General features: G+C 65.8%; 19 protein-coding genes and 2 pseudogenes. 12 read left to right on the top strand and 9 right to left on the bottom strand.

Annotated elements, in window-relative coordinates; genetic code table 11:
- Window positions 1–214 precede the first annotated feature (214 nt).
- The 5 genes from ACZLZQ_RS10185 (at window position 215) to ACZLZQ_RS10165 (ending at window position 7,870) form a co-directional block, all read left to right on the top strand.
- Window positions 215–1,624, top strand: a complete 1,410-nt coding sequence (locus ACZLZQ_RS10185; RefSeq protein ID WP_472949286.1) for a methylmalonyl-CoA mutase family protein — start codon at window positions 215–217, stop codon at window positions 1,622–1,624.
- Complete coding sequence (gene scpA, locus ACZLZQ_RS10180; protein WP_472949285.1) at window positions 1,621–3,777, top strand: methylmalonyl-CoA mutase; 2,157 nt, start codon at window positions 1,621–1,623, stop codon at window positions 3,775–3,777. The genes ACZLZQ_RS10185 and scpA overlap by 4 nt, the downstream gene beginning before the upstream one ends.
- A 107-nt stretch (window positions 3,778–3,884) precedes the next feature.
- Entirely contained in the window at window positions 3,885–4,937 is a 1,053-nt protein-coding gene (locus tag ACZLZQ_RS10175) for a magnesium transporter CorA family protein (protein WP_472936154.1), read from the top strand.
- A gap of 210 nt (window positions 4,938–5,147) precedes the next feature.
- Window positions 5,148–7,010, top strand: coding sequence for a putative bifunctional diguanylate cyclase/phosphodiesterase (locus ACZLZQ_RS10170; RefSeq protein ID WP_472949284.1), 1,863 nt, complete (start codon window positions 5,148–5,150; stop codon window positions 7,008–7,010).
- A 122-nt stretch (window positions 7,011–7,132) separates the two neighbouring features.
- Window positions 7,133–7,870, top strand: coding sequence for an N-acyl amino acid synthase FeeM domain-containing protein (locus tag ACZLZQ_RS10165; RefSeq protein WP_472936156.1), 738 nt, complete (start codon window positions 7,133–7,135; stop codon window positions 7,868–7,870).
- 22 nt (window positions 7,871–7,892) lie between these two features.
- Here ACZLZQ_RS10165 and pqqE read toward each other — a convergent pair whose 3' ends face one another.
- The 4 genes and pseudogenes from pqqE to pqqA all read right to left on the bottom strand — a co-directional run bounded on the left by pqqE (window position 7,893) and on the right by pqqA (window position 11,082).
- The gene (gene pqqE, locus ACZLZQ_RS10160) at window positions 7,893–9,032 is read right to left on the bottom strand and encodes a pyrroloquinoline quinone biosynthesis protein PqqE (RefSeq protein ID WP_472949283.1); all 1,140 of its coding nucleotides are present in this window, start codon (window positions 9,030–9,032) and stop codon (window positions 7,893–7,895) included.
- Window positions 9,029–10,044: pseudogene (pqqC, locus tag ACZLZQ_RS10155) on the bottom strand (pyrroloquinoline-quinone synthase PqqC). Before pqqC ends, pqqE begins: the two are co-directional and overlap by 4 nt.
- Before the next feature lie 2 nt (window positions 10,045–10,046).
- Complete coding sequence (pqqB, locus tag ACZLZQ_RS10150; protein WP_472949899.1) at window positions 10,047–10,961, bottom strand: pyrroloquinoline quinone biosynthesis protein PqqB; 915 nt, start codon at window positions 10,959–10,961, stop codon at window positions 10,047–10,049.
- A 43-nt stretch (window positions 10,962–11,004) separates the two neighbouring features.
- Entirely contained in the window at window positions 11,005–11,082 is a 78-nt protein-coding gene (pqqA, locus tag ACZLZQ_RS10145; protein WP_156381978.1) for a pyrroloquinoline quinone precursor peptide PqqA, read from the bottom strand.
- Window positions 11,083–11,302: 220 nt separating this feature from the next.
- Between pqqA and meaB the strand changes: the two genes are divergently transcribed.
- From meaB to ACZLZQ_RS10130, 3 genes and pseudogenes are all read left to right on the top strand, one after another.
- On the top strand, window positions 11,303–12,286 hold the full coding sequence (gene meaB / locus ACZLZQ_RS10140) for a methylmalonyl Co-A mutase-associated GTPase MeaB (RefSeq protein ID WP_472949282.1): 984 nt from the start codon (window positions 11,303–11,305) through the stop codon (window positions 12,284–12,286).
- 84 nt (window positions 12,287–12,370) lie between these two features.
- Window positions 12,371–13,729, top strand: coding sequence for a TIGR03808 family TAT-translocated repetitive protein (locus tag ACZLZQ_RS10135; protein WP_472949281.1), 1,359 nt, complete (start codon window positions 12,371–12,373; stop codon window positions 13,727–13,729).
- Window positions 13,730–13,836: 107 nt separating this feature from the next.
- A pseudogene (locus ACZLZQ_RS10130) lies at window positions 13,837–14,562 on the top strand (NYN domain-containing protein); the annotation flags it as partial.
- Window positions 14,563–15,227: 665 nt separating this feature from the next.
- Here the strand turns inward: ACZLZQ_RS10130 and ACZLZQ_RS10125 are convergent.
- Complete coding sequence (locus ACZLZQ_RS10125) at window positions 15,228–16,229, bottom strand: asparaginase (protein ID WP_472949280.1); 1,002 nt, start codon at window positions 16,227–16,229, stop codon at window positions 15,228–15,230.
- A gap of 96 nt (window positions 16,230–16,325) precedes the next feature.
- Here ACZLZQ_RS10125 and ACZLZQ_RS10120 point away from each other — a divergent pair, with 96 nt between their 5' ends.
- Together ACZLZQ_RS10120 and ACZLZQ_RS10115 are read left to right on the top strand one after the other, a co-directional pair.
- Window positions 16,326–17,078 (top strand): DUF3750 domain-containing protein, encoded by a 753-nt coding sequence (locus ACZLZQ_RS10120; protein ID WP_472949279.1) that lies wholly within the window; start codon window positions 16,326–16,328, stop codon window positions 17,076–17,078.
- An 89-nt stretch (window positions 17,079–17,167) separates the two neighbouring features.
- A complete protein-coding gene (locus ACZLZQ_RS10115; RefSeq protein ID WP_472949278.1) occupies window positions 17,168–18,118 on the top strand; it encodes a carbohydrate kinase family protein in 951 nt (316 codons plus the stop codon).
- Window positions 18,119–18,209: 91 nt separating this feature from the next.
- Here ACZLZQ_RS10115 and ACZLZQ_RS10110 read toward each other — a convergent pair whose 3' ends face one another.
- Together ACZLZQ_RS10110 and ACZLZQ_RS10105 are read right to left on the bottom strand one after the other, a co-directional pair.
- A complete protein-coding gene (locus ACZLZQ_RS10110; protein WP_472936163.1) occupies window positions 18,210–18,992 on the bottom strand; it encodes an outer membrane protein in 783 nt (260 codons plus the stop codon).
- A 318-nt stretch (window positions 18,993–19,310) separates the two neighbouring features.
- Entirely contained in the window at window positions 19,311–20,111 is an 801-nt protein-coding gene (locus ACZLZQ_RS10105; RefSeq protein WP_472949277.1) for an outer membrane protein, read from the bottom strand.
- A gap of 501 nt (window positions 20,112–20,612) precedes the next feature.
- Here ACZLZQ_RS10105 and ACZLZQ_RS10100 point away from each other — a divergent pair.
- On the top strand, window positions 20,613–21,029 hold the full coding sequence (locus tag ACZLZQ_RS10100; RefSeq protein WP_472949276.1) for a c-type cytochrome: 417 nt from the start codon (window positions 20,613–20,615) through the stop codon (window positions 21,027–21,029).
- 33 nt (window positions 21,030–21,062) lie between these two features.
- Here ACZLZQ_RS10100 and ACZLZQ_RS10095 read toward each other — a convergent pair whose 3' ends face one another.
- A complete protein-coding gene (locus ACZLZQ_RS10095) occupies window positions 21,063–21,347 on the bottom strand; it encodes a thioredoxin family protein (protein ID WP_472949275.1) in 285 nt (94 codons plus the stop codon).
- A 231-nt stretch (window positions 21,348–21,578) separates the two neighbouring features.
- On the bottom strand, window positions 21,579–22,490 hold the full coding sequence (locus ACZLZQ_RS10090; RefSeq protein WP_472949274.1) for a class I fructose-bisphosphate aldolase: 912 nt from the start codon (window positions 22,488–22,490) through the stop codon (window positions 21,579–21,581).
- 525 nt (window positions 22,491–23,015) lie between these two features.
- Here ACZLZQ_RS10090 and ACZLZQ_RS10085 point away from each other — a divergent pair.
- Window positions 23,016–24,308 (top strand): imelysin family protein, encoded by a 1,293-nt coding sequence (locus ACZLZQ_RS10085; protein WP_472949273.1) that lies wholly within the window; start codon window positions 23,016–23,018, stop codon window positions 24,306–24,308.
- The last annotated feature ends 12 nt before the right edge of the window (window positions 24,309–24,320 follow it).

Below are 24,320 nucleotides of genomic sequence, written 5' to 3'. Positions count from 1 at the left end.
TGGAAACCTGCGTGAGCGGCGATTTGCAGGCATTGGCGGGCATTACAGAGGACGCATACTGACGCAGGGACGGAGCCAATGCGGCGCCCCCTGCGATTGGCGAATTCACGATCTCTGTGAAAGATGCTCTGGTCCCGGAAAACAGGAAAACGCGCTATGCGCGCCCCGCCAAGCGAAAATCGCTCTATGTATGTCGCCGGGAGGAACCGCGATGATGGCTGACGACTGCAGCGAGGCCGACTGGCGGCAGCTAGCCGAGAAGGCGCTGGCCGGTGCTCCGTTTTCCACCCTCGTCTCGCACAGCGAGGACGGCGTTGCCTACGGACCGGTTTACGCCGAAGCGGCCGTGCGCCCGATCCTGCGCGGTACGCTGGCGCCCTGGTCGATGGCGCAGCGGCTCGACGATCCCGATCCCGCGCGCGCCAACCATCAGGCCCTCGCCGACCTCGACGGCGGTGCGGATGCGCTGGTGCTGGTGCTGGAGGGCGCGCCCTCGGCTTACGGCTTCGGCTTGCCCGCCGCGGCGCTGGAAACCGCGCTCGCCGGGGTGATGCTGGACATCGTCCATCTGCGGCTCGAGGGTGGGGAGGATGCGCTTGCCGCCGCCGAAGGAACTGCCGCGATCGCCTTGGCGCAAGGCGTTCCAACGGATGCGCTCGATATCGACCTCTGCCAGGATCCGCTCGGTGCCATGGCGCTTGCGGGAAGCTTTCCGCCTGACGACCATGACCTCCAGCGAGCGTTTGCAACCGGCTTCGATCGGTATCTCGCCCGCGGCTTTACCGGCCGCTTTGCCGAGGCCGACGGGCGGATTTACCACGAGGCCGGCGCGACCGAGGCGCAGGAGCTCGGCGCCGTGCTGGCAAGCGCGGTTTACGCCCTGCGGAGCCTCAACGGTCACGGCGTCGACCTTTCGCAGCTGCCGCGCCGGATCGGTTTCACCCTCGCCGCGGACCAGAAGCAATGGCTAATGACGGCGAAGCTGCGGGCGTTGCGCTTGCTGTGGCAGCGGGTCCAGCTTCTCTCGGGCATTGCCGACCCGGCCCCTGCCCGGCTGCACGTCGAAACATCGATGCGGATGATGACGGCGGTCGACCCGCACGGCAACATCCTGCGCACGACCATCGCCGCCTTCGCCGCGGCCACGGGCGGCGCCGACCGCATCTCGGTGCTGCCGTTCACCACGGCCAACGGCCTGCCGGAGGCCAAGGCGCGCCGGCTCGCCCGCAACACGCAGCTGATCCTGCGCGACGAGGCGGGGCTCGGCCATGTCGGCGATCCCGCCGCCGGCTCGGGCGGCATCGAGGCACTGACCGAGAGCCTCGCCGCGGCCGCCTGGCAGGAGTTTAGGAAGATCGAAAGCGAGGGCGGCCTGTTCTCCAGCCTCCGCCAGGGCCATCTGCAGCGCCGGATCGCGGCGAGCCGGGCGGACCGCGCGGCAGCCATCGCCGACCGGAGCGCGCCGATCGTCGGCGTGACGCTCTACCCGCTCGCCACCCCGCGCGATATCGCCGTGGCCTTGCCCCGACCGGCTGAGCCAGCGGTGCCAGACGGCGCCCCGGAGCCGACGGTATCGCCGCTCGCCCCGATCCGTCTCAGCCAGCCGCTGGAGACCGCCACATGAGCCGCATCCCCGATTTCACCGATATCGAATGGCAGTCGCCTGTCCTGCCAACGCCGAGCCCACCCTCGGAGACGCTGCAGACGCCGGAAGCCATTCCGCTTGCGGCCTTTTACACTGAGGCCGACCGGTCGGCGCTGCCGAACCGGCAGACCTGGCCGGGCGCCTTGCCCTATCTGCGCGGGCCCTACCCGACGATGTATGTGCAGAAGCCCTGGACGATCCGGCAATATGCCGGCTTCTCCACCGCCTCGGCATCCAATGAATTTTACCGCGCCAACCTCGCGGCCGGGCAGAAAGGCCTGTCGGTCGCCTTCGATCTCGCCACCCACCGCGGCTATGATTCGGATCACCCTCGGGTCGCCGGCGACGTGGGCATGGCCGGCGTTGCCATCGACTCCATCCTCGACATGCGCGAGCTGTTCGACGGCATTCCGCTCGGCGAGATGAGCGTCTCGATGACGATGAACGGCGCCGTGCTGCCGGTGATGGCGCTCTACATCGTCGCGGCCGAAGAGCAAGGCGTGCCGCAGAAGGCACTGTCCGGGACCATCCAGAATGACATTCTGAAGGAGTTCATGGTCCGCAACACCTACATCTACCCGCCAGCCGCTTCGATGCGGATCGTCGCCGACATCTTTGCCCACACCGCGGCGCACATGCCGAAATACAACTCGATCTCGATTTCCGGCTACCACATGCAGGAGGCAGGAGCGACGGCGGATCTCGAGCTCGCCTACACCCTCGCCGACGGTATCGAATACGCCAGAGCCGGCGTCGCCGCCGGGATGGACATCGACAGATTCGCGCCGCGCCTCTCCTTCTTCTGGGCGATCGGCATGAACTTCTTCATGGAAGTCGCCAAGCTGCGGGCGGCACGGCTCGTCTGGGCCGAGCTGATGCGAGCGAACTTTGCGCCGACGGATCCGCGCTCGCTGTCGTTGCGCACGCATTCGCAGACCTCCGGCTGGTCGCTGACCGCCCAGGACGTCATGAACAACGTCGTGCGCACCGCCGTCGAGGCGATGGCGGCGACGCAAGGCGGCACCCAGTCGCTGCACACCAACTCCTTCGACGAGGCTCTCGCCTTGCCGACCGACTTCTCCGCCCGCATCGCCCGCAACACCCAGCACGTGCTGGCTCGCGAGACCGGTGCCAACCGCATCATCGATCCCTGGGGCGGCTCGGCCTATGTCGAGAGCCTGACGCACCAACTGGCGGCGAAAGCCCGCGCCCACATCGCCGAAGTCGAGGCGCTGGGCGGGATGGCCAAAGCGATCGAGCGCGGCTTGCCGAAGACCCGCATCGAGGAGGCGGCGGCAAAGACCCAGGCCCGCATCGACAGCGGTGCGCAGGTGGTGGTCGGCATCAACCGCTACCGCAGTGAGGCCGCCGACGACATCGACGTGCGACGCGTTGACAATGCCGACGTCCGCCGCCAGCAGTTGGAAAAGCTCGCGCGGCTGAGGGCGGAGCGCGATCCGGCGGCGGTCGCCACCGCGCTCGATGCCCTAACCGAAGCCGCCGCCCGCAACAGCGGCAACCTCCTCGCCCTCTCGATCGATGCCGCGCGCGCGCGCGCCACCGTCGGCGAAATGGCGTCGGCGCTGGAAAAGGTGTTCGGTCGGCACGTGGCGAGCGGTCAGGTGATTTCGGGCGTTTACATGCGGGAGGCCGGCATCATGCGGGGCAAGATCGACGCGGTGCTCGCGAAGACGAAGGCTTTCGCAGTCGCCGAGGGAAGGCGGCCGCGTATTCTGGTGGTCAAGATGGGTCAGGACGGCCACGATCGTGGGCAGAAAGTGATCGCCTCCGCCTTCGCCGATCTCGGCTTCGACGTCGACATCGGCCCGCTGTTCCAGACGCCGGAGGAAGCGGCACGGCAAGCGGTCGAGAACGACGTCCACATCGTCGGCGCCTCCTCGCTCGCCGCCGGCCATCTCACCCTCGTGCCGGCACTGAAGGCGGCGCTCGAGCAGGACGGCCGCGGCGACATCATGATCGTCGTCGGCGGGGTCATTCCGCCGCAGGATTTCGAGGCGCTCACGGCGGCGGGCGCCGCGGCGATCTTTCCCCCCGGCACGGTCATCGCCGAGGCGGCGGAGGATCTGCTCGCCACGCTCTCGGCCCGACTCGGCCACACGGCGGCGGGATAAGCCCTGCTGCCGCCTCGCCCTTTTGGTCAGGGACTTGCGCGCCCGGGCCAAACGGGTGCATGCAGCCGCGAGCCACCTGACCGTCTCCCAGGCGAGGGAAATCCACCATGATCGAAGTCTACCGCGCCGACGCGATGGCGCAGATGCATGCCGAGCGCGTGAACCCCGGTGAGAGCATTCCGCCTGATGCGATCTGGATCGACCTGATCAGCCCGACCAAGGCCGAGGAGCGCATGGTCGAGACGATGTGCGCCATCGAGGTTCCGACGCGCGAGGAAATGCGCGAGATCGAGGTGTCCAGCCGCCTCTACTCCGAGGACAATGCGGACTTCATGACCGCGTCGGTGGTCTTCGGCCTCGACAGCGGCTCGCCGGGCTTTGCGCCGGTGACCTTCATCCTCACCGGCAAACGCCTGGTGACGCTGCGCTACACCGAGCCGAAATCCTTCGTCATCTTTGCCGGCAAGCTCTGCCGCGATCCGTCCGACGCCACCGTCCGCCAGGCGTTGACGCTGGAAGGCGAGCCGGTTCCGCTCGGCAGCACTAAGAGCCCCAAGGTGCCGTCGGCCGATGGAATTATGATCGGCCTCGTCGAGACCGTCATCGACCGCGTCGCCGACATGATGGAGGCGATCGCCGCCGATCTCGACCGTATCGCCAGCGACATCTTCAGCGCCTCGACCCGCAAGACGCCGACCGCCAATGCCGACTTCAAGTCGCTGCTGCAGCGCATTGGCAGCGCGGGCGACCTCATCTCGCGCACGCGCGAGAGCCTTGCCACCCTCGATCGGATGATGCCTTACCTGCAGTTCGTGCTGGACCGCCGCAAGGGACCGAAAGAAGCCAAGGCGCGGGTCAAAGCGATGTCGCGCGACATCACCTCGCTGAACGATTTTGTTGCCTTCCTGTCGAACAAGACGACGTTCCTCCTCGACACCACGGTCGGCATGATCTCGATCGAGCAGAACGCCATCATCAAGATCTTCTCGGTCGCCGCCGTCGGCTTCATGCCCCCGACGCTGGTCGCCTCCATTTATGGCATGAACTTCAAAATAATGCCGGAGCTCGACTGGCAGTTCGGTTATCCCATGGCGATCGGCCTGATGCTGATCTCCGCTGTTTTGCCGCTCATCTTTTTTCGCCACAAGAACTGGCTCTAGCCAACAGGCGGTCCGGTATTGCGTCCGGTTGCGTTCGTTCGCCTACTCTTGCTGATAAATCATAGATAGAATCTTAGGTCTTGCAGAGCAATGTTCGCGTCTTAGAGCTCCCGAAAAGTGACCATGCAGACCGCAAAACTACAGGCCTCTGACGACAGAAACGATCGCGGATACGCAGAGCGTGTTCCCGGCCTGCTGTATACGGATGCAGTGAGCTTCAGCGTGGGCTGCATTTGCACGCTGCTGGCCTGCGTCGTCACCTGTTTTCAGACCGACACGGTACTGGCCTGGACGGTCTGCTACGCGCTCGGCATCGTCACATTCCTCAGGGTCATTGCTGTCTCGGTCTACGGCCGGTTCGACGCTCTATCGCGCATCTCCAATTCCATCTGGTCCAAGTTCTATTCGATTTCGGGCCTCTTTCACGTCTTCCTCGTGGGGCTCTGGCCGCTGGCGATCTTCGCCGCGCCGCAGAACACTTCCTCGCAGCTCTTCTCCTTCGCCACCGCCATCTGTTTCCTTGTCGGACTGATTGCCCGCAATTTCGCCTCGCCGGTCCTGGTGCGCCGGCAGTTGCTGCTGGGCGCCATCCCCATGGTGACCGCGCTGATCATCCCCGGCGAGATCTGGCACGCGGCCTTCGCCTTCTTCTTCGCCGTGTTCTGCGGGACGCTGCTGCGGATCTCGGACCGGATGCGCGAGACCTTCTCGCAGGCGATGCAGGCGGCGGAGGAAAATCGGCGCCTCGCCTACAGCGACACCTTGACCGAGCTGCCAAACCGCGTCGCCATGACCCGCCTGATCGAGACCGCAGCCAAGGCCGAGACGCCCTTCGCGCTGCATTTCATCGATCTCGACCGGTTCAAGCGCCTGAACGATTCCTATGGCCATGCCTTTGGCGATCGGGTGCTAATCGAGGCGGCGGCGCGTATCGGCGGCGTTGCGGGCGCTGGAAGCACGCTGTCGCGCTTTGCGGGCGATGAGTTCGTGCTGCTGCAGATGAACGTGCGTACAAGGGCAGAGGCCAGCGAAATGGCCGCCGCGGTGATCGCCGCGATGACCGATCCGATGCGGATCGAGGGCATATCGCTGACCGTCGCCTGCAGTCTTGGAACGGCGCTCTTCCCGTCCGACGGAAGGGCGTTGAGCGAGGTCATCCAGCGGGCCGATACCGCGCTCTACGCCGCCAAGGCGGCCGGCCGTGGCCAGCACATGTTCTTCGACAAGTCGATGGAGCACCGCGAGAAGGAGCGGGTGCGGATCGAGGCGGACCTGCGCGAGGCGATCAACGAGGACCAGCTTCACCTCGTCTTCCAGCCGATCGTCGACTGCGCCACCCACAAGGTGGCCTGCTGCGAGGCGCTGCTCCGCTGGGATCACCCGTTGCGGGGCCGGTTGTCACCAGGGGTTTTCCTGCCGATCGCCGAGGAATGCGGGTTGATGAAGGCGATCACCGACATCACGCTGCGCAAGGCCTGCGAGGCCGCCGTCACCTGGCCCGCCGATGTCGGCGTGGCGATCAACCTGTCGCCGAGCCAACTCGACCGGCCGGACATCGTCGAGACCGTGCTCGCCAGCGCCCGAAATGCTGGCTTGCCGGCGGAACGCGTCGAAATCGAGATCACCGAGAACCTCTTCCTCGACCAGGACAGTTGCGTGCTCGACAAGTTGCTCAAGCTCAGAGCCGCCGGCATCCGCTTCTCGCTCGACGACTTCGGAACGGGCTATTCCAATCTCGGCTACATCTCTCGGCTGCCGCTGGACAAGATCAAGATCGACCGGTCTTTCGTCGTTCAGGCGATGCAGCACGACAATGATCGGGCCCTGCTGCGCGGCATGATTCGGCTGATCCATTCCCTGAACCTCAAGATCGTCGTCGAGGGCATCGAGAACGACGCCCAGCTGCGGATGGTGATGGCCGAAGAGCTGGTCGGGGAACTGCAGGGGTTCATTTTCGGGCAACCGCTGCCATCTCCGGCGATCGGCGAGCTTCTCGGAGCCCTCGATGGCGGTGCCATGGCAGGAGCGCTACCGCACGGCGGCAGCCCGCTCCACGCGGCCTGCACAGCATAGATTGCTGCACTGCAGCAGAAAATTAACCAAGCCCGCGAAAATTTATGCAAATTTTAATTAAATGCTTCGAATATTATTATGGCTCGCGTACGTTTTCCCCAAAGCGCCAGGGGATATATGGAATGCAGCCCAAGACCCAAGCATCGCAGTCCCACTTCGAACAAGAGCTCAATGCCACTCTTGCGCGAACCAGCTACTTTCGTGTCGAAAGTGACCGGGACAAAGACATCATCTACCGGTTGCGCTACGAAGCCTATCGGCTGGAGAACGCCATCGTGTCGCGGGACGACCGGCGGTTCCACGATCACTACGACCGCGACCCCAATACTACCGTCTTCGGCGTCAACATCGACGGTCAACTGGCCGGCACCATCCGTCTTCACGTCGTGACGCCCGAGCATCCGGTCGGCCCCGCCATGGACACTTATGGCGACGTGCTGGGCCCGCTGGTGGATGCCGGCGAGAGCTTCATCGACCCCAGTCGCTTCGTTACCAACCCCGTGGCGCGTCCGGGTGCCAAGCTGCTGCCCTTCGCGGTCACCCGTCTCGCCTGCATGGCCGCTGAACACTACGAGGCGGACTGGATGCTGGCGACGGTGCGTCTGGAGCATGCGGCGTTCTACCGTCGCTTCTGCAGCCTGAAGCCGCTGACCGAGCCGAGGGCCTATCCCGGCCTCACCAAGCCGCTGATGCTGCTGGGCGAGCGCAACGAGGATATCAGCGACAGCGTCTTCACCAAGTACCCGGTGTTCTCGTCGACCCTCGGCGAACGGCTGGCCCTCTTCAGCGGCATCAGCAACGATCAGGCAAGCGCGCCTTTCAACGACAACGCCAGGGGCAAGCCCTTCGACGCGGCGTGACCGACGCCAACGAAGGCTGGCGCTACCTTATGCCGAAAGCGCGATAGACGGGCACGCCGCTGCTGGCGCTTGGAATAGCCGATTCGGTGACGGCGATGTCGCCGAGCGCCACATGGAAGTCGGACTTGATGCAGGCGGGGTCGGTGTTGCTGGCATCCCCCGTCAGCGCCAGCGCCTGGCAGCGGCAGCCGCCGAAGTCGATGTGCTTGCGCTCGCAGGAACGGCAAGGCTCCGGCATCCAGTCGGTGCCGCGATAGGCCTCGAAGGCCGGGGAAGCCGCCCAGATGTCGGCGATCGAGTGATCGCGCACCGACCAGAAGTCGAGATGCGCGATCGTCTGCGCGGCATGGCAGGGCAGCGCCAGACCGGCCGGGGTCACGCTCAGCGTGCGCTGGCCCCAGCCGCCATTGCAGGTCTTGGGATAGCGCGCGTAATAGTCGGGGAAGACCGCGTCGATCACCAGGACGCCCGCCAGCCGCGCCCGCGCCTCCTCGACCTCGACGATGGTGCGGTCGACGTCGGCGCGGGCCGGCATCAGCTGGGCGCGGTTCTTCAGCGCCCAGCCGTAATACTGGGTGTGCGCGATCTCCAACCGCTTGGCGCCGAAGGCGACGGCCTTGTCGATCATCGCCGGCACCTGGTGGATGTTGGTGCGGTGGATCACGGCGTTCAGCGTCAGCGGAAAACCGCGCTTCACCACCTCGGCCGCGAAGGCCTCCTTGCGCTCGAACCCGCCCTTGTAGCCGCCGACCGCCTCGGTGATGGCGGCATCCGCGCCTTGCAGCGACAGCTGGATATGGTCGAGCCCGGCATCGTAAAGGGCGTCGAGCGTCGCGAGGCTCACGCCGATGCCGGAGGTGATGAGGTTGGTGTAGAGCCCGACCTCGGCCGCATGCCGCGTGAGTTCGACGATGTCCTTCCTCGCCGTCGGCTCGCCGCCGGAAAGGTGGATGTGGATGACGCCGAGTTCAGCCGCCTCGGTGAACACCCGCTTCCAGGTCTCGGTGTCGAGCTCGGTCGAGCGGGTATCGAGTTCGATCGGATTGGAACAATAGGTGCAGCGGAGCGGGCAGCGGTGCGTCAATTCCGCCAGCAGACCGATCGGCGGCGGCGGCACGGCACGGCCGGTCTCGACGGTGGCCGGTGCGACAAGCTCGTTCATAGCGTCACCATCTGCTTGGACTGCAGATCCAGAAGGAAGCTCTCGACGTCCGGCCGGATGACCGCCAGATCGGCCGCGAAGATCAGGCTGAGCGCCTCGAGGATTTCGCCGAGGCTCGCCTTGCCGTCGATCCGCTTCAAGATCTCGACCGAGACCTCGTCGGCATTGAAGATCCGCTCGGGCGCAACGAGGATAAAGGCGCCGCGCGCCTTGTCCTCGCGAAACCGGACGCCGTGTGGAAAGCGCGGCACGATGCTGTCAGCAATTCCCGCCATCAGGACGTCTTCCCGTCAGCACCCGGCTGCCACACATCCGGCGGCGGCAGCTTCGGATCGACATAGGCATGCTCCAGCGCGTCGAGCTGCGCCCACAGCACCGAGCACTTGAAGCGCAGCGCGTTCAGCACCGCGCGCTGCTCGTCCGGACGGCGGGCATGGCGGATGCAGTAGTCGAGCGCAAAATCGGAATCGCGTTTCGCCTGCACCGGGCGCTTGTCGAAGTAGGCGAGCGTTTCCGGCGAGATGAAGTCGTAGTGCTCGAGCATGCCGCGCACCCGCACGCCGATGACGCCGGGCGAAAAAAGTTCGGTCAGCGAGGAGGCAATCGCCTCGAGCAGCGTGCGCTCGCGCACGAAAGTGACGTAGGCGTCGACCGCAAAGCGGGTGCCGGGCAAGATGCCCTCCCCCGCCAGCACGTATTCGCGATCGAGCCCGACCCCGTCGGTCAAGGCGATCCATTTCTCGATGCCGCCGCGGTTTTCGGCGTCGCCGTCATGGTCGATGATCCGCTCGCGCCATTCGCGCCGAAGCTCGGTCGTGCCGAGGCGGGCAAGGATGTAGCTGTCCTTTATCGGGATCTGCGACTGGTAGTAATAGCGGTTCAGCGCCCAGGCCTGCACCTGCGTCTTGTTCAACTCGCCCGCCTGCAGCTTCAGCTGGAAGGGATGCAAGTGATGGTAGCGGGTCGCGCCGATTTCGCGCAGGGCCGACACGAAATCATCCGGGCTCAGCATCGTCACAGCGAAATCTCCATCCCGTCAAAGGCAATCCGCCAGCCCGCCGCCTCTGCCGCCGCCCGCTCGGGCGAGCCGTCGATCAGGACCGGGTTGGTATTATTGATATGGATATAGACGCGGTCCTTTACACCGGCGTCCGCGAAGGCGTGCATGCTGCCCCCTTCGCCGGAGATCGGCATGTGACCCATCCGGCGGCCGGTCTTGATCCCGACGCCGGCGCGCTGCATCTCGTCGTCGACGAAGACCGTGCCATCGAACAGAAGCACGTCGGCATCGGCCACTCGCTCCACGAGGTGATCGGGCACATAGGCGCAGCCGGGGATGTAATACGCTACCTTGCCGCCCGCCGAGAGGCGAACGCCCACCGTCATCTCGCCCTCGGCGCCGACGTCGACCTCAGCAGTCTCGAGATAGAGCGGCACCTTGCCCGGCACCGAAAAGATCTCGACGGCTAAGCCCGGCACCGGTTCGAACCTCTCGCCGACCCCAACGGGACGGCGCGCGACGAAGGCGGGATCGAGCACGGAGAAGATCGGGTTGTCGGCGATGATGCCGAGCACGCCCTCTGTTCCGTAGAGCGTGTAGGCTTGCTTCTCCCGAAGGGTCAGCAGACCGGCGACATGGTCGACGTCGCCATTGGTGACCAGCACGGCGGAGAAGGGCGACGCGCGCTTGGCGTCGAGCGACGCCCCCGCCATCGGCGACATCGGCGGAGAGACCTGGATCTGCTGGCGAAGGTCGGGCGAGGCGTTGAGGAGCAGCCAATGCTCTCCGTCCACCGTCGCCGCGATCGACGACTGCGTCCGGGGCGAGACACGTGGGTCTCCGTCCCAGGCGAGGCGGCAAACCCCGCAAAGGCAGTTCCACTGCGGGAACCCACCGCCCGCAGCCGAACCCAAAACAAAAAGCCGCAGATGGGGTTCATCCCGTCCGCGGCTTTTCCCAGTTGTCACCGATTTAGAATTCGATCGGCATGTAGCCGTTGATTTCCATCGCGACGCAAACTTCAACGAGTACGGGTTTCTTCCAGGCCATGGTGGTCGCTCCCAACTGTGACGGCGGACATGTCCGTCTGCCAATGATGATCGGTGCCCTAGGCTCCAGATATAGACGAAGACGGGCCCGTCTTAAAGTGGGAGGCGAATTAAAAAGCCGTAATACGCAGGTTGGCTCAAGCGGTTAGCCCGGAATTCGTTGCTGCAGTGCACGCTGCGATCCGCCTCGACAGCGCGCCTGTCCTCGCCTAGAGCGGGGCATGGCCCTGATCGACGTCCAGAAGCTCGCAGATGGCGTCCTCGCAGGCGAACGCGCCCCTCTTTCGCGCGCCATCACCCTCGTCGAGTCGACCCGCAGCGACCACCGCACTGCAGCTGACGCCCTGCTGGACCTCCTCGTCCGCCACACCGGCGGCGCCATCCGGATCGGCTTGACCGGCATACCGGGCGCCGGAAAGTCCACCTTGATCGACCGCCTGGGCGCAACGCTCACCGCTGAGGGCCGCCGCGTGGCCGTCCTCGCCGTCGATCCGAGCTCGCAGCGCTCCGGCGGATCGATCCTTGGCGACAAGACGCGCATGGCGCGGCTGGCAGTCGATCCCCGCGCCTTCGTCCGCCCCTCCCCGACCTCCGGCACGCTCGGGGGCGTTGCGTCCCGGACGCGGGAGACCGTGCTACTCTGCGAGGCCGCCGGTTTCGATGTGGTGATCGTCGAAACCGTCGGCGTCGGCCAGTCCGAGATCGTCGCCGCCGACATAGTCGACCTCTTTGTCCTCCTGATGCTGCCGGGCGGCGGCGACGAATTGCAGGGCATCAAGAAAGGCATCGTCGAGATCGCCGACATCATCGCGGTCAACAAGGCAGATGGGGACCGCAAGGAAGCCGCCCGCCGGGCAGCCGCGGAAATTCGCGCCGCGCTCGACATCGTCGGCCCGCGCGATCCCGCCTGGACGCCGCCGGTGCTAACGCTGTCGGGCGAGACCGGCGAGGGCCTTGCCGAACTCTGGGCCGCCGTCGGGCAGTTCCGCGCGATCCAGGTCGCGTCCGGTGCCTTCGCCGAGCGGCGTGCGGCGCAGAACGTGCAATGGCTCTGGTCTGAACTCGGCGACGGCCTGCGGCGAGCGCTGCTCGCCTTTCCCGGCCTTGCGGAGGCCATGGCGGCAGGCGAAGCCGACGCGCGCGCCGGTCGCCGGGCACCGCCGGCCATCGCCGCCGGCGTGCTGGCCGCTTTCATGGCGCGTTAAGCCTGTCGGACGAAATCTGCCGGGCAGGCCGAGGGCCGCCCGCATCATACCGCGCCTTAAGCCGCAGCATGCCACCCTGATGACATGGCCACACCTTTGCTTCACCGGCGCCGATTGCTCGCGGGCCTTCTGGCAGCTGCCGGGACGCTGGCCGTGCCCGCCACCGCGCGCACCCGTCCACCGGGGAACGCTGGCCTTCTCGATGCGTCGACGCGCGGGCTGACGTCCGGCGCCAACCAGACGAAACTCCTGCAAAAGCTGCTCGATGAGACGGCCCGCAGCGGCGAAGTGCTGTTTCTGCCGCCCGGCGAGTACATCTGCGACACCCTGCAGCTGCCCGCGGTCACCCGGCTCGCCGGCATCCGCGGCGCATCGCGTCTTATCGGCCCCCGCCTTTCCCTGCAGGCGAGCGGCGCAACGCACATCACTCTCACGGGCCTGTCGCTCGACGGGCTCGCCCGACGGGGGGAAGACCTCGGACGTCACCTCGTCGAGATCGCCGGCTGCCTCGATCTCGTGCTGGAAGACTGCGACCTCATCGGCGCCGGCGGCCATGCCCTGGCGCTGACCTCCGTCGGCGGACGGATCGCAACCTCGCACATCGCCGGGACGGGGCTGACCGCCCTGTTGTCGCGCGATGCCACGGGACTCGCTGTCATCGACAACACCATCGAGGACTGCGGCAATGGCGGCATCCTCATCCACCGCAACACGCCCGGCCAGGATGGCTCGATCGTGCGCGGCAACCGCATTCAGCGCACCCGCGCCGATGCCGGCGGCACCGGCCAGAATGGCAATGCCGTCAACGTCTACAAGGCCCACGGCGTCAGCATTTCCGGCAACCAGATCGAGGACAGCGCCTTCTCCGCCATTCGCTGCAATGGCGGCTCGAATGCTTTGGTCTCGGGCAATTCCTGCCTCAATTCCGGCGAAACCGCCGTCTATGCCGAGTTCAGGTTCGAAGGCGCCGTGATTTCCGGCAACCTCATCGACGGTGCCGCGATCGGCATTTCCATCGCCAATTTCAACGAAGGCGGCCGTCTCGCCGTCTGCACCGGCAATCTCATCCGCAACCTTCGCACCCGTGGCCCCTACCCGGCGGACGCCCCCGGCTTCGGCATGGGCATCTCGGTCGAGGCGGATACCGTGGTGTCCGACAACGTCGTCGAGGGGGCTCCGCTGTTCGGGCTGAAGCTCGGCTGGGGGCCTTATCTCCGCGACGTCTCGGCGACGGGCAATGTGCTGCGCGATTGCGGCGTGGGGATCGGCGTCACCGTCGTCGAGGGATCCGGCCGGGCCGTGATCGCCTCGAACCTCATTTCCAATGCAGCCGCTGGCGCCATCATCGGCTATCGCTGGACCGAGAAAGCCACCGCCGATCTCGCCGATCACCCCGGCAGCGCCCCGGCCCATCTCACGCTTACCGCCAATACGGCGGCGTAATACCCCGTCCCCGCTTTGCCCGGGACATGCTAGAGCTCACCCAACGCATCTGGCCGCACAGCGGCCCCGAAAGGCCCGAGCGGCCTTGAAACGTGAAAGCAAACGACATGAACGACAGCAGATCCGCACGCCTTGCGGTCCTGATCGACGCCGACAACGCCTCCGCCCGCATCGCGGACGGCCTGTTCGAGGAAATCGCCAAGATCGGCGAAGCCAGCGTCCGCCGCATCTACGGCGACTTCTCCACCCAGCGCATGAAGGGCTGGACCGACATCCTCGCCCGCCACGCCATCATCCCGCACCAGCAGTTCGCCTACACCACCGGCAAGAACGCTTCCGACATCACCCTCGTCATCGACGCGATGGACCTTCTCCATTCCGGTCGCTTCGACGGCTTCTGCCTCGTTTCCTCCGACAGTGACTTCACCCGCCTCGCCTCGCGCATCCGCGAGCAAGGCGTCGCCGTTTACGGCTTCGGCGAGCAGAAGACGCCGGAAAGCTTCCGCCAGGCCTGCCGCCGCTTCATCTACACCGAGAACCTGCTGCCGCAGCGCGGCACGCCGAACCGCGATTCGGTCGAGCCGGAAACCGAGATCGTCGTGCCGCTGCGCCAGAAGGCGGATGCTCTGCCAATGCTGACGCGCGTCATCGACCAGATGGAGAGTGAGGACGGCTGGGTGAACCTTGGCACCTTCGGCAAGCAGCTGCAGGCGCTCTATACCGACTTCGACCCGCGCACCTATGGCGAGCGCAAACTGAGCGATCTCGTGCGCAAGACCAATGCCTTCGAGGTTCGCCATCCCGAGGGCGGCAGCCTGCTAATCCGCATCAAGGCGGGAACGAAGCCTGCCGCTGCGGCCGCCGCCGCGCCGACACCGGCGCGTCCTGCCGCAGGCCTTGCCCCAGCGCCCATCGTCGCCCCGATGCCGACGGCAGCCGAACTGTCGGAAGCGGTTGCCGCCCCCGTCAAGCGGACGCGCGCCTCTGGCCGCAGTGCGACGCCAAAGGCCGCCGGCACCGCCGCTGCGCCCTCCCGCCGGGCCCCGACACGGGCGGCTGCGAGCCCCAAGGAGACCGCGGCCAAGCCGGCGCCGGTCAAGACCGAGACCGTCGTCGCCCCGGCATCGGAGGTTCCCGCCGCCGCACCGAAACTGCAGCAGGTCGTTTCGCAGGCCCCGGCAGCTGCTCCGGCTACGCTCGCTCCGGCCACGCCGGCGCCCGTCAAACCGGCGGCTGCTGCACCAGTGCCTGTCGCACCGGTGCCGACCACCCCGGCTGCTGCCGCTCCGGACAGCCCAGCTCCGGCGAAACCGGCGACCCGCCGGACGCACCGCCCGCTCGGCACGCCGCGGTCCTGAGCGCCGGGGGCCGGCGCATCCGGTGGATTATGATGCACTTGCCGCCGCCCGCGCCGGGCGACGGCTACGAACGGCGGACGCTGCCGGCATGATGTCCTGCCGCCGCTTGGCCTCCACGCCGTGAAGAGGGGAGTTACCGCTTAGGCGGGCACCGCCCTCACCTCGCCGACGACCGTCTTTTCCCAGTTGCGCAAGGTCGTGCGGGAGAGATCGGCGTAGGTGTCGGCCATCACCGGATCATGGCCGCGGAACATCTGCGCGAGCGTCGCGGCGGCCGCGGCTTCCGAAGCGCGGGTCGCGCCGTCGTCGACCTTCAAGGCAAAGCCGAAACCGAGTTCCGGCACCGCGCCGCAGAACACGCCCTCGGCGCCGGTCTTGACGAACACCCGACCCTTGCCCGCCTCGATCAGCGAGACGCAGGCGCGCCCGGTGCCCGCCATGTACCAAGGCTCGGCGATGCAGGCGGCGATCAGGCGCTGGCCAGCCCGCGCCCGCTCGGCCGCCACATTCTGGCCGGAGACGAGCTTGGCAAAAGCCGTCGCAAATGCAGCAACAGGCGCGGCATAGGTCGGGATCGAGCAGCCGTCGGTGCCTTCGACGTCCTCTCCCAAGGTGCAACCGGTGAGATCCTCGATCGCCGCGCGCGCCCGCTGCTGCACCGGATGCGCCGAATGGACATAGCCCGCTGTCGTTTCGCCGAGATGCACGGCGGTGCAGAGGAAGCCGGAATGCTTGCCGGAGCAGTTGTTGTGCAGCGGCGTCGGCGTCTCGCCGTCGCGCGCCATGGCCAAGGCCCTGTCGAGCGCGAAGGGCCAGTGGCAGCCACATTCCAGTGCCGTCTGATCGAGTCCGGCGCGGCCAAGCATGTCGGTGGCCAGCGCGACATGGCCGGCCTCGCCTGCATGCGAGGCGCAGGAGAGCGATAGTTCCCGGTCACCGAAGCCGAACGCATCCGCCGCCCCCGTTTCGATCAGCGGGATCGCCTGCAGCACCTTGATCGCCGAACGCGGGAAGACCGGCACCGAGACGTCGCCGGTCTGGTGAACCATACGCCCCATCGCGTCGGACACGGCGACCGCGCCGCGGTGCCGGCTCTCGACCAGGGACCCGCGTGTCACTTCTACCAGGATGGGATTGCTCATGCTGCCAACTTTCGCCGTTGTGGGTCTCTGCCGAGCTCTAGCAGCGCTACCCCTGCGTTGCCATGTTTCGGGAGAAACACAGTTCCCGGAGCACGGATGCGCCCCTTGAAATTCCTTCTTCTTTTCGTCCTCCTCGTCTACATCGCCCCCGTCGCCTTGGCCGCCTTGCTGTGGTGGGGCGGCAGCCATCCGGCGTCCTGGCGCGACGCCGATTGGACGAGTGCCGGCGTCCTGCCGGTCGCGGACGCGTCCGAGGAGGCCGCGGTCTACGTTCTTTCCGCCCGCACAGGCGGGTTGAAGGGTGCCGTGTCAGAGCATTCCTGGATCGTCGTCAAGAACCCCGGCAAGACGTCCTACGAGCGGTGGGACAAGGTCGGCTGGGGCTCGCCCATCCGCCGCAACGCTTACCCGGCGGATGGCCGCTGGTACTCCAACGCGCCGCGCGTCATCCTTGCGCGCAACGGTCCAGCTGCTGAGGCACTGATCCCCGGCATCCGCGCCGCCATTGCCGCCTACCCGTTCGCCCAGGCCGGCGGCTATCACATCTTCCCCGGCCCGAACTCCAACACCTTCATTGCCCATGTGCTGCGCCACGTGCCGGGCCTGACCGCCACCCTGTCGCCCCTGGCGGTCGGCCGCGATTACCCCAGCGAAGGGCAGTTCGCCTATTACGATGCCGATCGCGGCGACCTCCGCCTGTCGCTCCTCGGTTATGCCGGCGTGACCGTCGGACGCTCGGCCGGGCTAGAGCTTAACTTCCTCGGTCTCGTGGCGGGCATCGACCCCGGCCGGCTTGGCATCAAGATCCCGGCCTTCGGCACCTTCGCCTTTCTCCCCGATACGGCGTGAACCCGGACGTCGGCGGTTTTCGCCGCCGAAATTTCCTGCTAGCGCGGTGACATCAGGGCGACCCCCGGGCGCCCGCGGAGGAGAGCACCATGTTCCTGAGCTGTGGCGATGCCCTGTTCGATGTCTTTGCCGATCCAGATGCCGACGTTGCCCGCATCGGCCTCAATGCCGTGGTCGGCGGTTCGGCCCTCAACGTCGCGCTCGGGCTGTCGCGCCTCGGCCACCCGGCAGCGCATTTCACCAAGATGTCCGGGGATCTCTTCGGTCGGCGGCTGCGCGCCTTCATGGAGCGCGAGGCGATCGACCAGCGCTTCCTGATCCCGACCGAGCGCAACACCACGCTCGCCATCGTCGCTCTCTCGCCGGCGGGGTCGGCGACCTATTCCTTCTACACCGAGGGCACCGCCGATCGTTCCATCGAGCCCGCCGAGGTGCCCACCGACTTTCCGGCAGAACTCGCGGCGATCCATATCGCCGGCTCCTACTCCACCGTCAGCGAACCGACAGCCTCTGCGCTGTCAAAGCTCGTCGCACAGGAGAAGGACCGCCGCTTTATCTCGTATGACCCGAACATCCGCGCCTCCGTGGTGCCTGACCTCGACCAGTGGCGCGCCAAGGTCGCCGAACTTGGCCCCTCGGCGGCGTTGATCAAGGCAAGCGACGAAGACCTATCGCAGCTATATCCCGGCCAGTCGCTGGAGAACGTCATGGCGGACTGGGTGTCGGCGGGAGCCAGTCTCGCGGTGATCACCCGCGGCGAAAAGGGCGCGATCGCGCTGTCGTCGAAGGGTACCTCGGCCGAGGTGCCGGGCCTCAAGGTGCACGTGGTCGACACCGTCGGCGCCGGCGACACCTTCCAGGCGGCAACCCTTGCCATGCTGAAGGAGAATGGCGCGCTGAGCCGAGCGGCATTGGAGGCGATGGACCAAGCGGGGCTGCAGGCGCTCCTGGGCTTTGCCATCCGCGCGGCTGCCGTCACCTGCGCCCGCCGCGGCGCCGACCTTCCCCGCCGCAGCGATCTCGGCCTGCCGCCGCTCTGAACCGACAACAAAAAACCCGCCGGATCAAACGATCCGACGGGCTCTTGCAGTCCAGGCTAAGCCGGGGGACGAGCCCCCGGCAAACCGTTTCTTAGTTGAAGTGGTAGGAAGCCTTGGCCATCACCGAGTGATAGTCGAGGTCCGACTTCGAGGTGGCCGAGAAGCTGTTCGCCGGATCGTTGATCGCGTCGAAGTCAACCGTGGTCTTGGCCTTGCCGAGGTCGGTGTAGAGGTACTCGAGGCCGAAGGAAACGTTCTGGGTCGCCAGGACGTCGAAGCCGGCGCCAACCGCGTAACCGACGTCGTCGGTCTTGCTGCGGGCCGAAACGGCGTAGCTGTCGTTCGCGCCGTTGAAGGCATTGCCGCCACGGACCTTGCTGTCGATGTCGGCGTAGGCGAGACCACCGGTCGCGTAGACCATGAAGCGGTCCATGGCATAACCAGCCTTGGCGCGGACGGTACCGACGTAGTTGATGTCGGTCTCAACGCCGAAGCGGCTGTCGCCGCCCTGGAGCGGGTTGTTGGCGATCGAGAACGACGAGTCGGCGTTCGCGTCGATGTAGTTCAGGTCGGCAACGGCGCCGAGGACGAAGTTGCCCATCTGGTAGTCATAGCCGACATGGCCACCACCGATGAAGCCGGTCTCGCCGCCATCATTGCCGCCGTTGAAAGCCGAATTCTCCGAGGAGAACGCGCCCGAGTCGCGGTTGAAGGCAACGCCAGCCTGGCCACCGACGTAGAAGCCGGACCAGTTGTACATCGGGGCGGCTTCAACCATCGGCGCCGGTGCCGGCGGCTCTTCGTAGATCACGTCGGCGGCGAGAGCCGGGGTGACGAAGGCGACGGATGCGAGAAGCAGAGCGAAACGTTTCATGATTATTACTCCAAACTGTATGTGCCGCAGGTTGCGACGTTCGATCGGTGGGCATTTCCCTCGTAAGGCCAACCGAAGTTCTGACCAGGGCGAGATGCACCCGTCTTGTGGCCAAATGTGGTTCCGCGGGAAACGTTGCTACAGGTCCCTTTGATAACCTCGCTGCCGTTGCTGAAGTGTCACACTTCGATTTCGCTAAGGCAGCGTTGGTAAACCTTTCCTAAGCCGGGACCGTTGATTTTGAATTAAAAAACCCGCCGGGCGGAGCGCCCGGCGGGTAACGAAGTGTTGAGGAAATGCGCCGCTTCGGCGGGGAACTTAGTTGAAGCGGTAGGAGACCTTGGCCGTCACGGTGTGGAAGTCGAAGTCTTCCTTGGTGTCGAACCGGGTGGTGCCGGTGCCGGCGGCGCCAGCGAACGGGCCGGTGGTGAAGGTCGCCGAGGAGTCGCCCTCGCCGAGGTTGGTGTAGAGATACTCCGCGCCGAACGAGACGTTGTCGGTGAGCTTCACTTCCATGCCGCCGCCGACGCTGTAGCCGAAATCGTCCTCGTCGCTGCGGGTGCGAACGCCCGCGGCCGAGCCGGAATTGGTCTCGAACTTGTAGTCCATGTCGGCATAGGCGAGACCGCCCGTGGCGTAGGCCAGCGCCATCGGCGTGACCAGGTAACCGGCGCGCAGGCGGGCGGTCGCGAGGTAATCGATGCTGCGCTCTTCGTTGTAGAAGGCGTCGGCGGTACGGGAAACGACGCCGGCCTTGCGGGAGAAGTCGACCGCATTGATGTCGATCACGGCGCCGAGGACGAACTGGTCCATCTGGTAGTCGTAGCCGGCGTGACCGCCGCCGATGAAGCTCGAATCGGAGGACGAGGAGTAGTTCGAGGTGAACTGGTCAACGCCGCCGACGACGACCGGGGTGCCGAACGAGGTGTCGACGTTGATGTTGTCCGGGTTGTTCGGGTTGAACGCACCGCCGCCCTGAACACCGATGTAGAAGCCGGTCCAGGTCGGGACGGGGGCCATGGCGACGGGCGCCGGCGGCTCTTCGTAGATCACGTCGGCAGCGAGAGCGGGCGAAACGAAAGCGGTTCCGGCGGCCAGCAAAAGGGCAAAGCGCTTCATGTTTATTCTCCTAGGGCCGCGGCGCGGCAACTCGATGCGGCGGCCCGGTCATCAGCCAGGACCGTAAAACGGCGTTGACTAATCTCGAACATCCTGTCGCCACAAAGCCGCCCCGCTTGCCCTTATTCAATCCCCCTCCGGCCGCTCGCCTGCGACGTGTGGCTTGCCTGCCACGCTGCGACTTCGCAGGGCAACCTTCCGACTTTCCGAAGTAAGATTCTAAGCTTCTGAAATAAGTAGAGTTTTTTGGCAGTGTTGCAGGATGGCGCGGACAGCGGATGACTGCAGTCTCACAGACTTGTCATGACCTCCGTAACCGAGACGAGCTCTTCTGCGGAGCGGTACATGAGACTTCAGCGCGCGAAGAGGTGAACTCTGCGATTCGATGAGGGCGCCTTGTGACGACCGTGGACGTTGTCCGTGAGGTCCCCGGATTGCCAAGTTTGGAATGGCTCTCATATGCTCGTGTCGGGTGGCACCAGCAAACATTCGGGAGGAAGCATGCGTTTCACGACAATCATGGCCGGCGCTCTTTTTGTGGTCGGCCTTTCCGCGCCGGTGATGGCGCAATCAGCCGACGTCGAGGCCGGGAAGAAGGTCTTCAACAAATGCCGCGCCTGTCACGCGGTGGGACCCGGCGCAACCAACAAGGTCGGCCCGACGCTGAACGGCGTCACGACCGAGCCTGTGGGCTCGGCGGAGGGCTACAATTTCTCGCCGGCTTTCAAGAAATTCGCGGAGGCGCATCCTGCCTGGGACGATGCGCTGTTCACGGAATGGCTGACGGACCCGAAGAAGCTGGTGCCGGGCACCAAGATGGCGTTTCCGGGCCTGAAGAAGCCGGAGGAGATCACCGCGGTGATCGCTTACCTCAAGAGCTTCGACAAGACAGGGGCCACAGTCGCGCCCGCGAACTGACCTTGGCGGCGCCAAAACACCTTCGGGGGCGCCTTAATTCGAGGCCTGCGGCAATTTGTCCAGCAGGCCCTGAATCTCCGGGTAGAAGTAACGTCGGCCGGGATAGCCCATCATCCGGCCGACTTCTTTTCCATGGTCGACCAGCACGAAGGTCGGCGTGAAGATGGCGGGGTCGAGGCCCTCGACGCCACCGGTTCTGCTCTCGTGAATGTCGACATGGCGCAGCGGCGCCAGGCTCCCAGCCTTGCTCTGCGGATAGTCCGGCGCGATCTCGCGGTTAAAGGCCGCGCAGAATGGACAGGCCGCCTGCTCGAACATCAGAAGCTCAGCCGCCGTCGCCGTCCCGTTCGCCCCGCAGAGGACGGTGGCCGTAAGAGCGACGGCCAGCCAGTGTCGAGCAGGGAGGCGAGATCTGTTCATTGGCTCAGTCTAGGCTGATGTCGCCGAGCATTCCTCTCACATCGGCGGCAACTGTTCCCAAACATTTAATCGTCAACGAAAAGGCCCGCCGACAATGTCGACAGGCCCTTTCCGCAAGGTCAGACTGGATCAGGCGTAGACGCTCATCACCTGGTCGAGCAGCTTCAGCGCCTCGTCTTTCGGGCGCTGGAACGAGTTGCGGCCGATGATGGAGCCGTTGCCGCCGCCGTCGCGGATCCCCTGTACTTCCGCCATCAGTTCCTCTGTCGTCTTGGCAGCACCGCCGGAGAAGACCACCAGCCGCTTGCCGGCGAACGAGGCCTGCATGATGTGCCGGACGCGGTCGGCCGCAGTCTTGGCGATCGGCGACTTGTCGTAGGTCGATTTCGCCGCGGCGAGGTCGATGACGTCCGTCGGCAGCTTCACCTTGATGATCGTCGCGCCCATCAGCGCCGCCATGTGCGCGGCATAGGCGATGATGTCGAGACCGGTCTCGCCGTCCTTCGACACCTGCCCGCCCCGCGGATAGGACCAGACCACGGTCATCAGGCCGCGCGACTTGGCCTTCAAGCTGATCTCGCGCAGTTCCTCCAGCATGTCGTAGGCGCTGTCGGAGCCGGGATAGATGGTGAAGCCAACGCCGACGCAGCCGAGCCGCAGCGCGTCCTCGACCGTGCCGGTCAAGGCCTGATCGTTGGAGCCGGAGGCGAGCGAATTGCCGCTGTTCAGCTTCAGGATCGTCGGCACCTCGCCGGCGAAGGTGTCGGCGCCTTGCTCGAGCAGGCCGAGCGGCGCGGCATAGCCGGACACGCCGGACTCGATCGCCAGTTCGTAGAGGTAGTGCGGGTCGTAGGCGGCAGGGTTCGGCGCGAAGCTGCGGGCCGGACCATGCTCGAAGCCCTGGTCGACCGGCAGGATGACGACCCGTCCGGTGCCCGCCAGCCGGCCGTGCATCAGGAGACGCGACAGGTTGCTCTTCAGGCCGGGGGTCTCGCCCTCGTACCAGGACAGGATTTTGCGGACGGTATCGGTTCTCAGCATGGTGCCTCTTTCGGTGGACGCAAAGACCTCGCCAGCGGCGAAGACGGTAATGGGCCCTCTTTTGGGTGGCGCACACCGTCGCGTAAAGGTGTGGCCACCGTGGTCGCCATATTAAAATCGGTTGAAAGCCGAACTTCGGTTCTCAGCGCACGCTATCGCGCCCAAGGGATGCGACAAAGATCTGTCCGGCGCCCGCACATCTGCGCTGACATTGTCCTGAAACCATCGTCTTCTCTGGACGTCAGCGGCCGACACCCTCGAAAGCTTTGCGGACTTCGGCCAATGATCGTGCGGTGTGGCGATGGCGATCGCAGCTTACGCCATGACCGTTTGCCAGCGATCGGCGCGCCGGCAGCAAAGTCCAAAGTAGAACGGCTCTAAACTGAAGCTCAGGCGGCTGCCACAACTAATCTTGACAATAACGGTCAACAATTCTAGCGAATTCTATCACGAACGGTCGAACCTGCGGCCGTGAAGGCCGATCTCGGATACGCACGCCGGGGCCTTGCCCTGATGGAGGATGGAATGCGCCACCGTTCGAACCACGCCAGACGGCTGGCCTGTGTCTGCCTCGCCGCGATCAGCCTCGGCTTCGGTAGCGCCGCCGCCGAGACCAAGGCGCCGGATATGCCGGCCGTCCTCGCGCACTACGCCGACATCGCGCTGGCGGGTTATGGCGATGCGCTGACCTCGGCCGAAACGCTCGATCAGGCCGTCGATGCGTTGATCGCGGCGCCCACCGAGGCGACCCTGGCGGCGGCCCGCAACGCCTGGCGCGCCGCGCGCCCCTCCTACCAGCAGACGGAAGCGTTCCGCTTCGGCAACCCCATCGTCGACGACTGGGAGGGCCGAGTGAACGCCTGGCCGCTCGACGAGGGCCTGATCGATTACGTCGCGCCGGCCTACGGCAAGGAGTCCGACTCCAACCCGCTCTACGTCGCCGACATCATCGCCAACCCGAAAGCCGAGATCGCCGGCGAAGCCGTCGACTTCACCACGATCACCCCGGAACTCCTGCAGGACAAGCTGCAGGAGGCCGGCGGCGTCGAAGCGAACGTCGCCACTGGCTACCACGCGATCGAGTTCCTGCTGTGGGGCCAGGACCTCAACGGCACGGGCCCAGGCGCCGGCGACCGCAAGGCCACCGACTATTCCACCACCGACTGCACGAACGGCCATTGCGATCGCCGCGGCGCCTTCCTGAAAGCGGCGACCGATCTCCTCGTCGCCGATCTCAAGGAAATGGTCGGCCACTGGAAGGATGACGGGGACGCCCGCAAGGCGCTTCTGGACAACCCGGAAGCCGGCATTTCGGCGGTCCTCACCGGCATGGGCTCGCTCTCCTATGGCGAACTCGCGGGCGAGCGGATGAAGCTCGGCCTCCTGCTGCACGACCCGGAGGAAGAGCATGACTGCTTCTCCGACAACACGCACGTCTCGCACCTCTACGACGCCATCGGCATCCGCAACGTCTATCTCGGCAGCTACACCCGGCTCGACGGCACGACGATGACCGGCCCCTCGGTCTCCGATCTCGTCGCCGCCAAGGCATCGGAGGTCGACACCGAACTGAAGGGCAAGCTCGACGCCACCGTCGCCGCCATGCAGGCGATCGCCAAGGCCGCCGAGGGCGGCGAAGCCTACGACCAGCAGATCGCCGAGGGCAACGAGGCCGGCAACGAACGTGTCCAGGCCGGCATCGACGGCCTCGTCGCGCAGACGCGGACGATCGAGCGGGCCGTCACGGCGCTCGACATCAAGGACGTCAAGATCGAGGGCTCCGACAGCCTCGACAATGAAAGCGCCGTCTTCCAGTAGGCTGGGGCGGGC

It is taken from the genome of Mesocryomonas lacus (genome assembly GCF_055730105.2).
This window is presented reverse-complemented; position numbering and strand designations above follow the sequence as displayed.

Bases quoted from the DNA above. Each gene is read 5' to 3' on its own strand.
- ACZLZQ_RS10095 (WP_472949275.1), bottom strand. From the start codon at position 21,347: ATGTTCGAGCAGGCGGCCTGTCCATTCTGCGCGGCCTTTAACCGCGAG.
- ACZLZQ_RS10120 (WP_472949279.1), top strand. From the start codon at position 16,326: ATGCGCCCCTTGAAATTCCTTCTTCTTTTCGTCCTCCTCGTCTACATC.
- pqqA (WP_156381978.1), bottom strand. From the start codon at position 11,082: ATGGCCTGGAAGAAACCCGTACTCGTTGAAGTTTGCGTCGCGATGGAA.
- ACZLZQ_RS10100 (WP_472949276.1), top strand. From the start codon at position 20,613: ATGCGTTTCACGACAATCATGGCCGGCGCTCTTTTTGTGGTCGGCCTT.
- ACZLZQ_RS10110 (WP_472936163.1), bottom strand. From the start codon at position 18,992: ATGAAACGTTTCGCTCTGCTTCTCGCATCCGTCGCCTTCGTCACCCCG.
- pqqE (WP_472949283.1), bottom strand. From the start codon at position 9,032: ATGAACGAGCTTGTCGCACCGGCCACCGTCGAGACCGGCCGTGCCGTG.
- ACZLZQ_RS10185 (WP_472949286.1), top strand. From the start codon at position 215: ATGGCTGACGACTGCAGCGAGGCCGACTGGCGGCAGCTAGCCGAGAAG.
- ACZLZQ_RS10090 (WP_472949274.1), bottom strand. From the start codon at position 22,490: ATGCTGAGAACCGATACCGTCCGCAAAATCCTGTCCTGGTACGAGGGC.
- ACZLZQ_RS10175 (WP_472936154.1), top strand. From the start codon at position 3,885: ATGATCGAAGTCTACCGCGCCGACGCGATGGCGCAGATGCATGCCGAG.
- meaB (WP_472949282.1), top strand. From the start codon at position 11,303: ATGGCCCTGATCGACGTCCAGAAGCTCGCAGATGGCGTCCTCGCAGGC.
- ACZLZQ_RS10115 (WP_472949278.1), top strand. From the start codon at position 17,168: ATGTTCCTGAGCTGTGGCGATGCCCTGTTCGATGTCTTTGCCGATCCA.
- ACZLZQ_RS10085 (WP_472949273.1), top strand. From the start codon at position 23,016: ATGCGCCACCGTTCGAACCACGCCAGACGGCTGGCCTGTGTCTGCCTC.
- ACZLZQ_RS10125 (WP_472949280.1), bottom strand. From the start codon at position 16,229: ATGAGCAATCCCATCCTGGTAGAAGTGACACGCGGGTCCCTGGTCGAG.
- ACZLZQ_RS10105 (WP_472949277.1), bottom strand. From the start codon at position 20,111: ATGAAGCGCTTTGCCCTTTTGCTGGCCGCCGGAACCGCTTTCGTTTCG.
- ACZLZQ_RS10165 (WP_472936156.1), top strand. From the start codon at position 7,133: ATGCAGCCCAAGACCCAAGCATCGCAGTCCCACTTCGAACAAGAGCTC.
- ACZLZQ_RS10135 (WP_472949281.1), top strand. From the start codon at position 12,371: ATGGCCACACCTTTGCTTCACCGGCGCCGATTGCTCGCGGGCCTTCTG.
- scpA (WP_472949285.1), top strand. From the start codon at position 1,621: ATGAGCCGCATCCCCGATTTCACCGATATCGAATGGCAGTCGCCTGTC.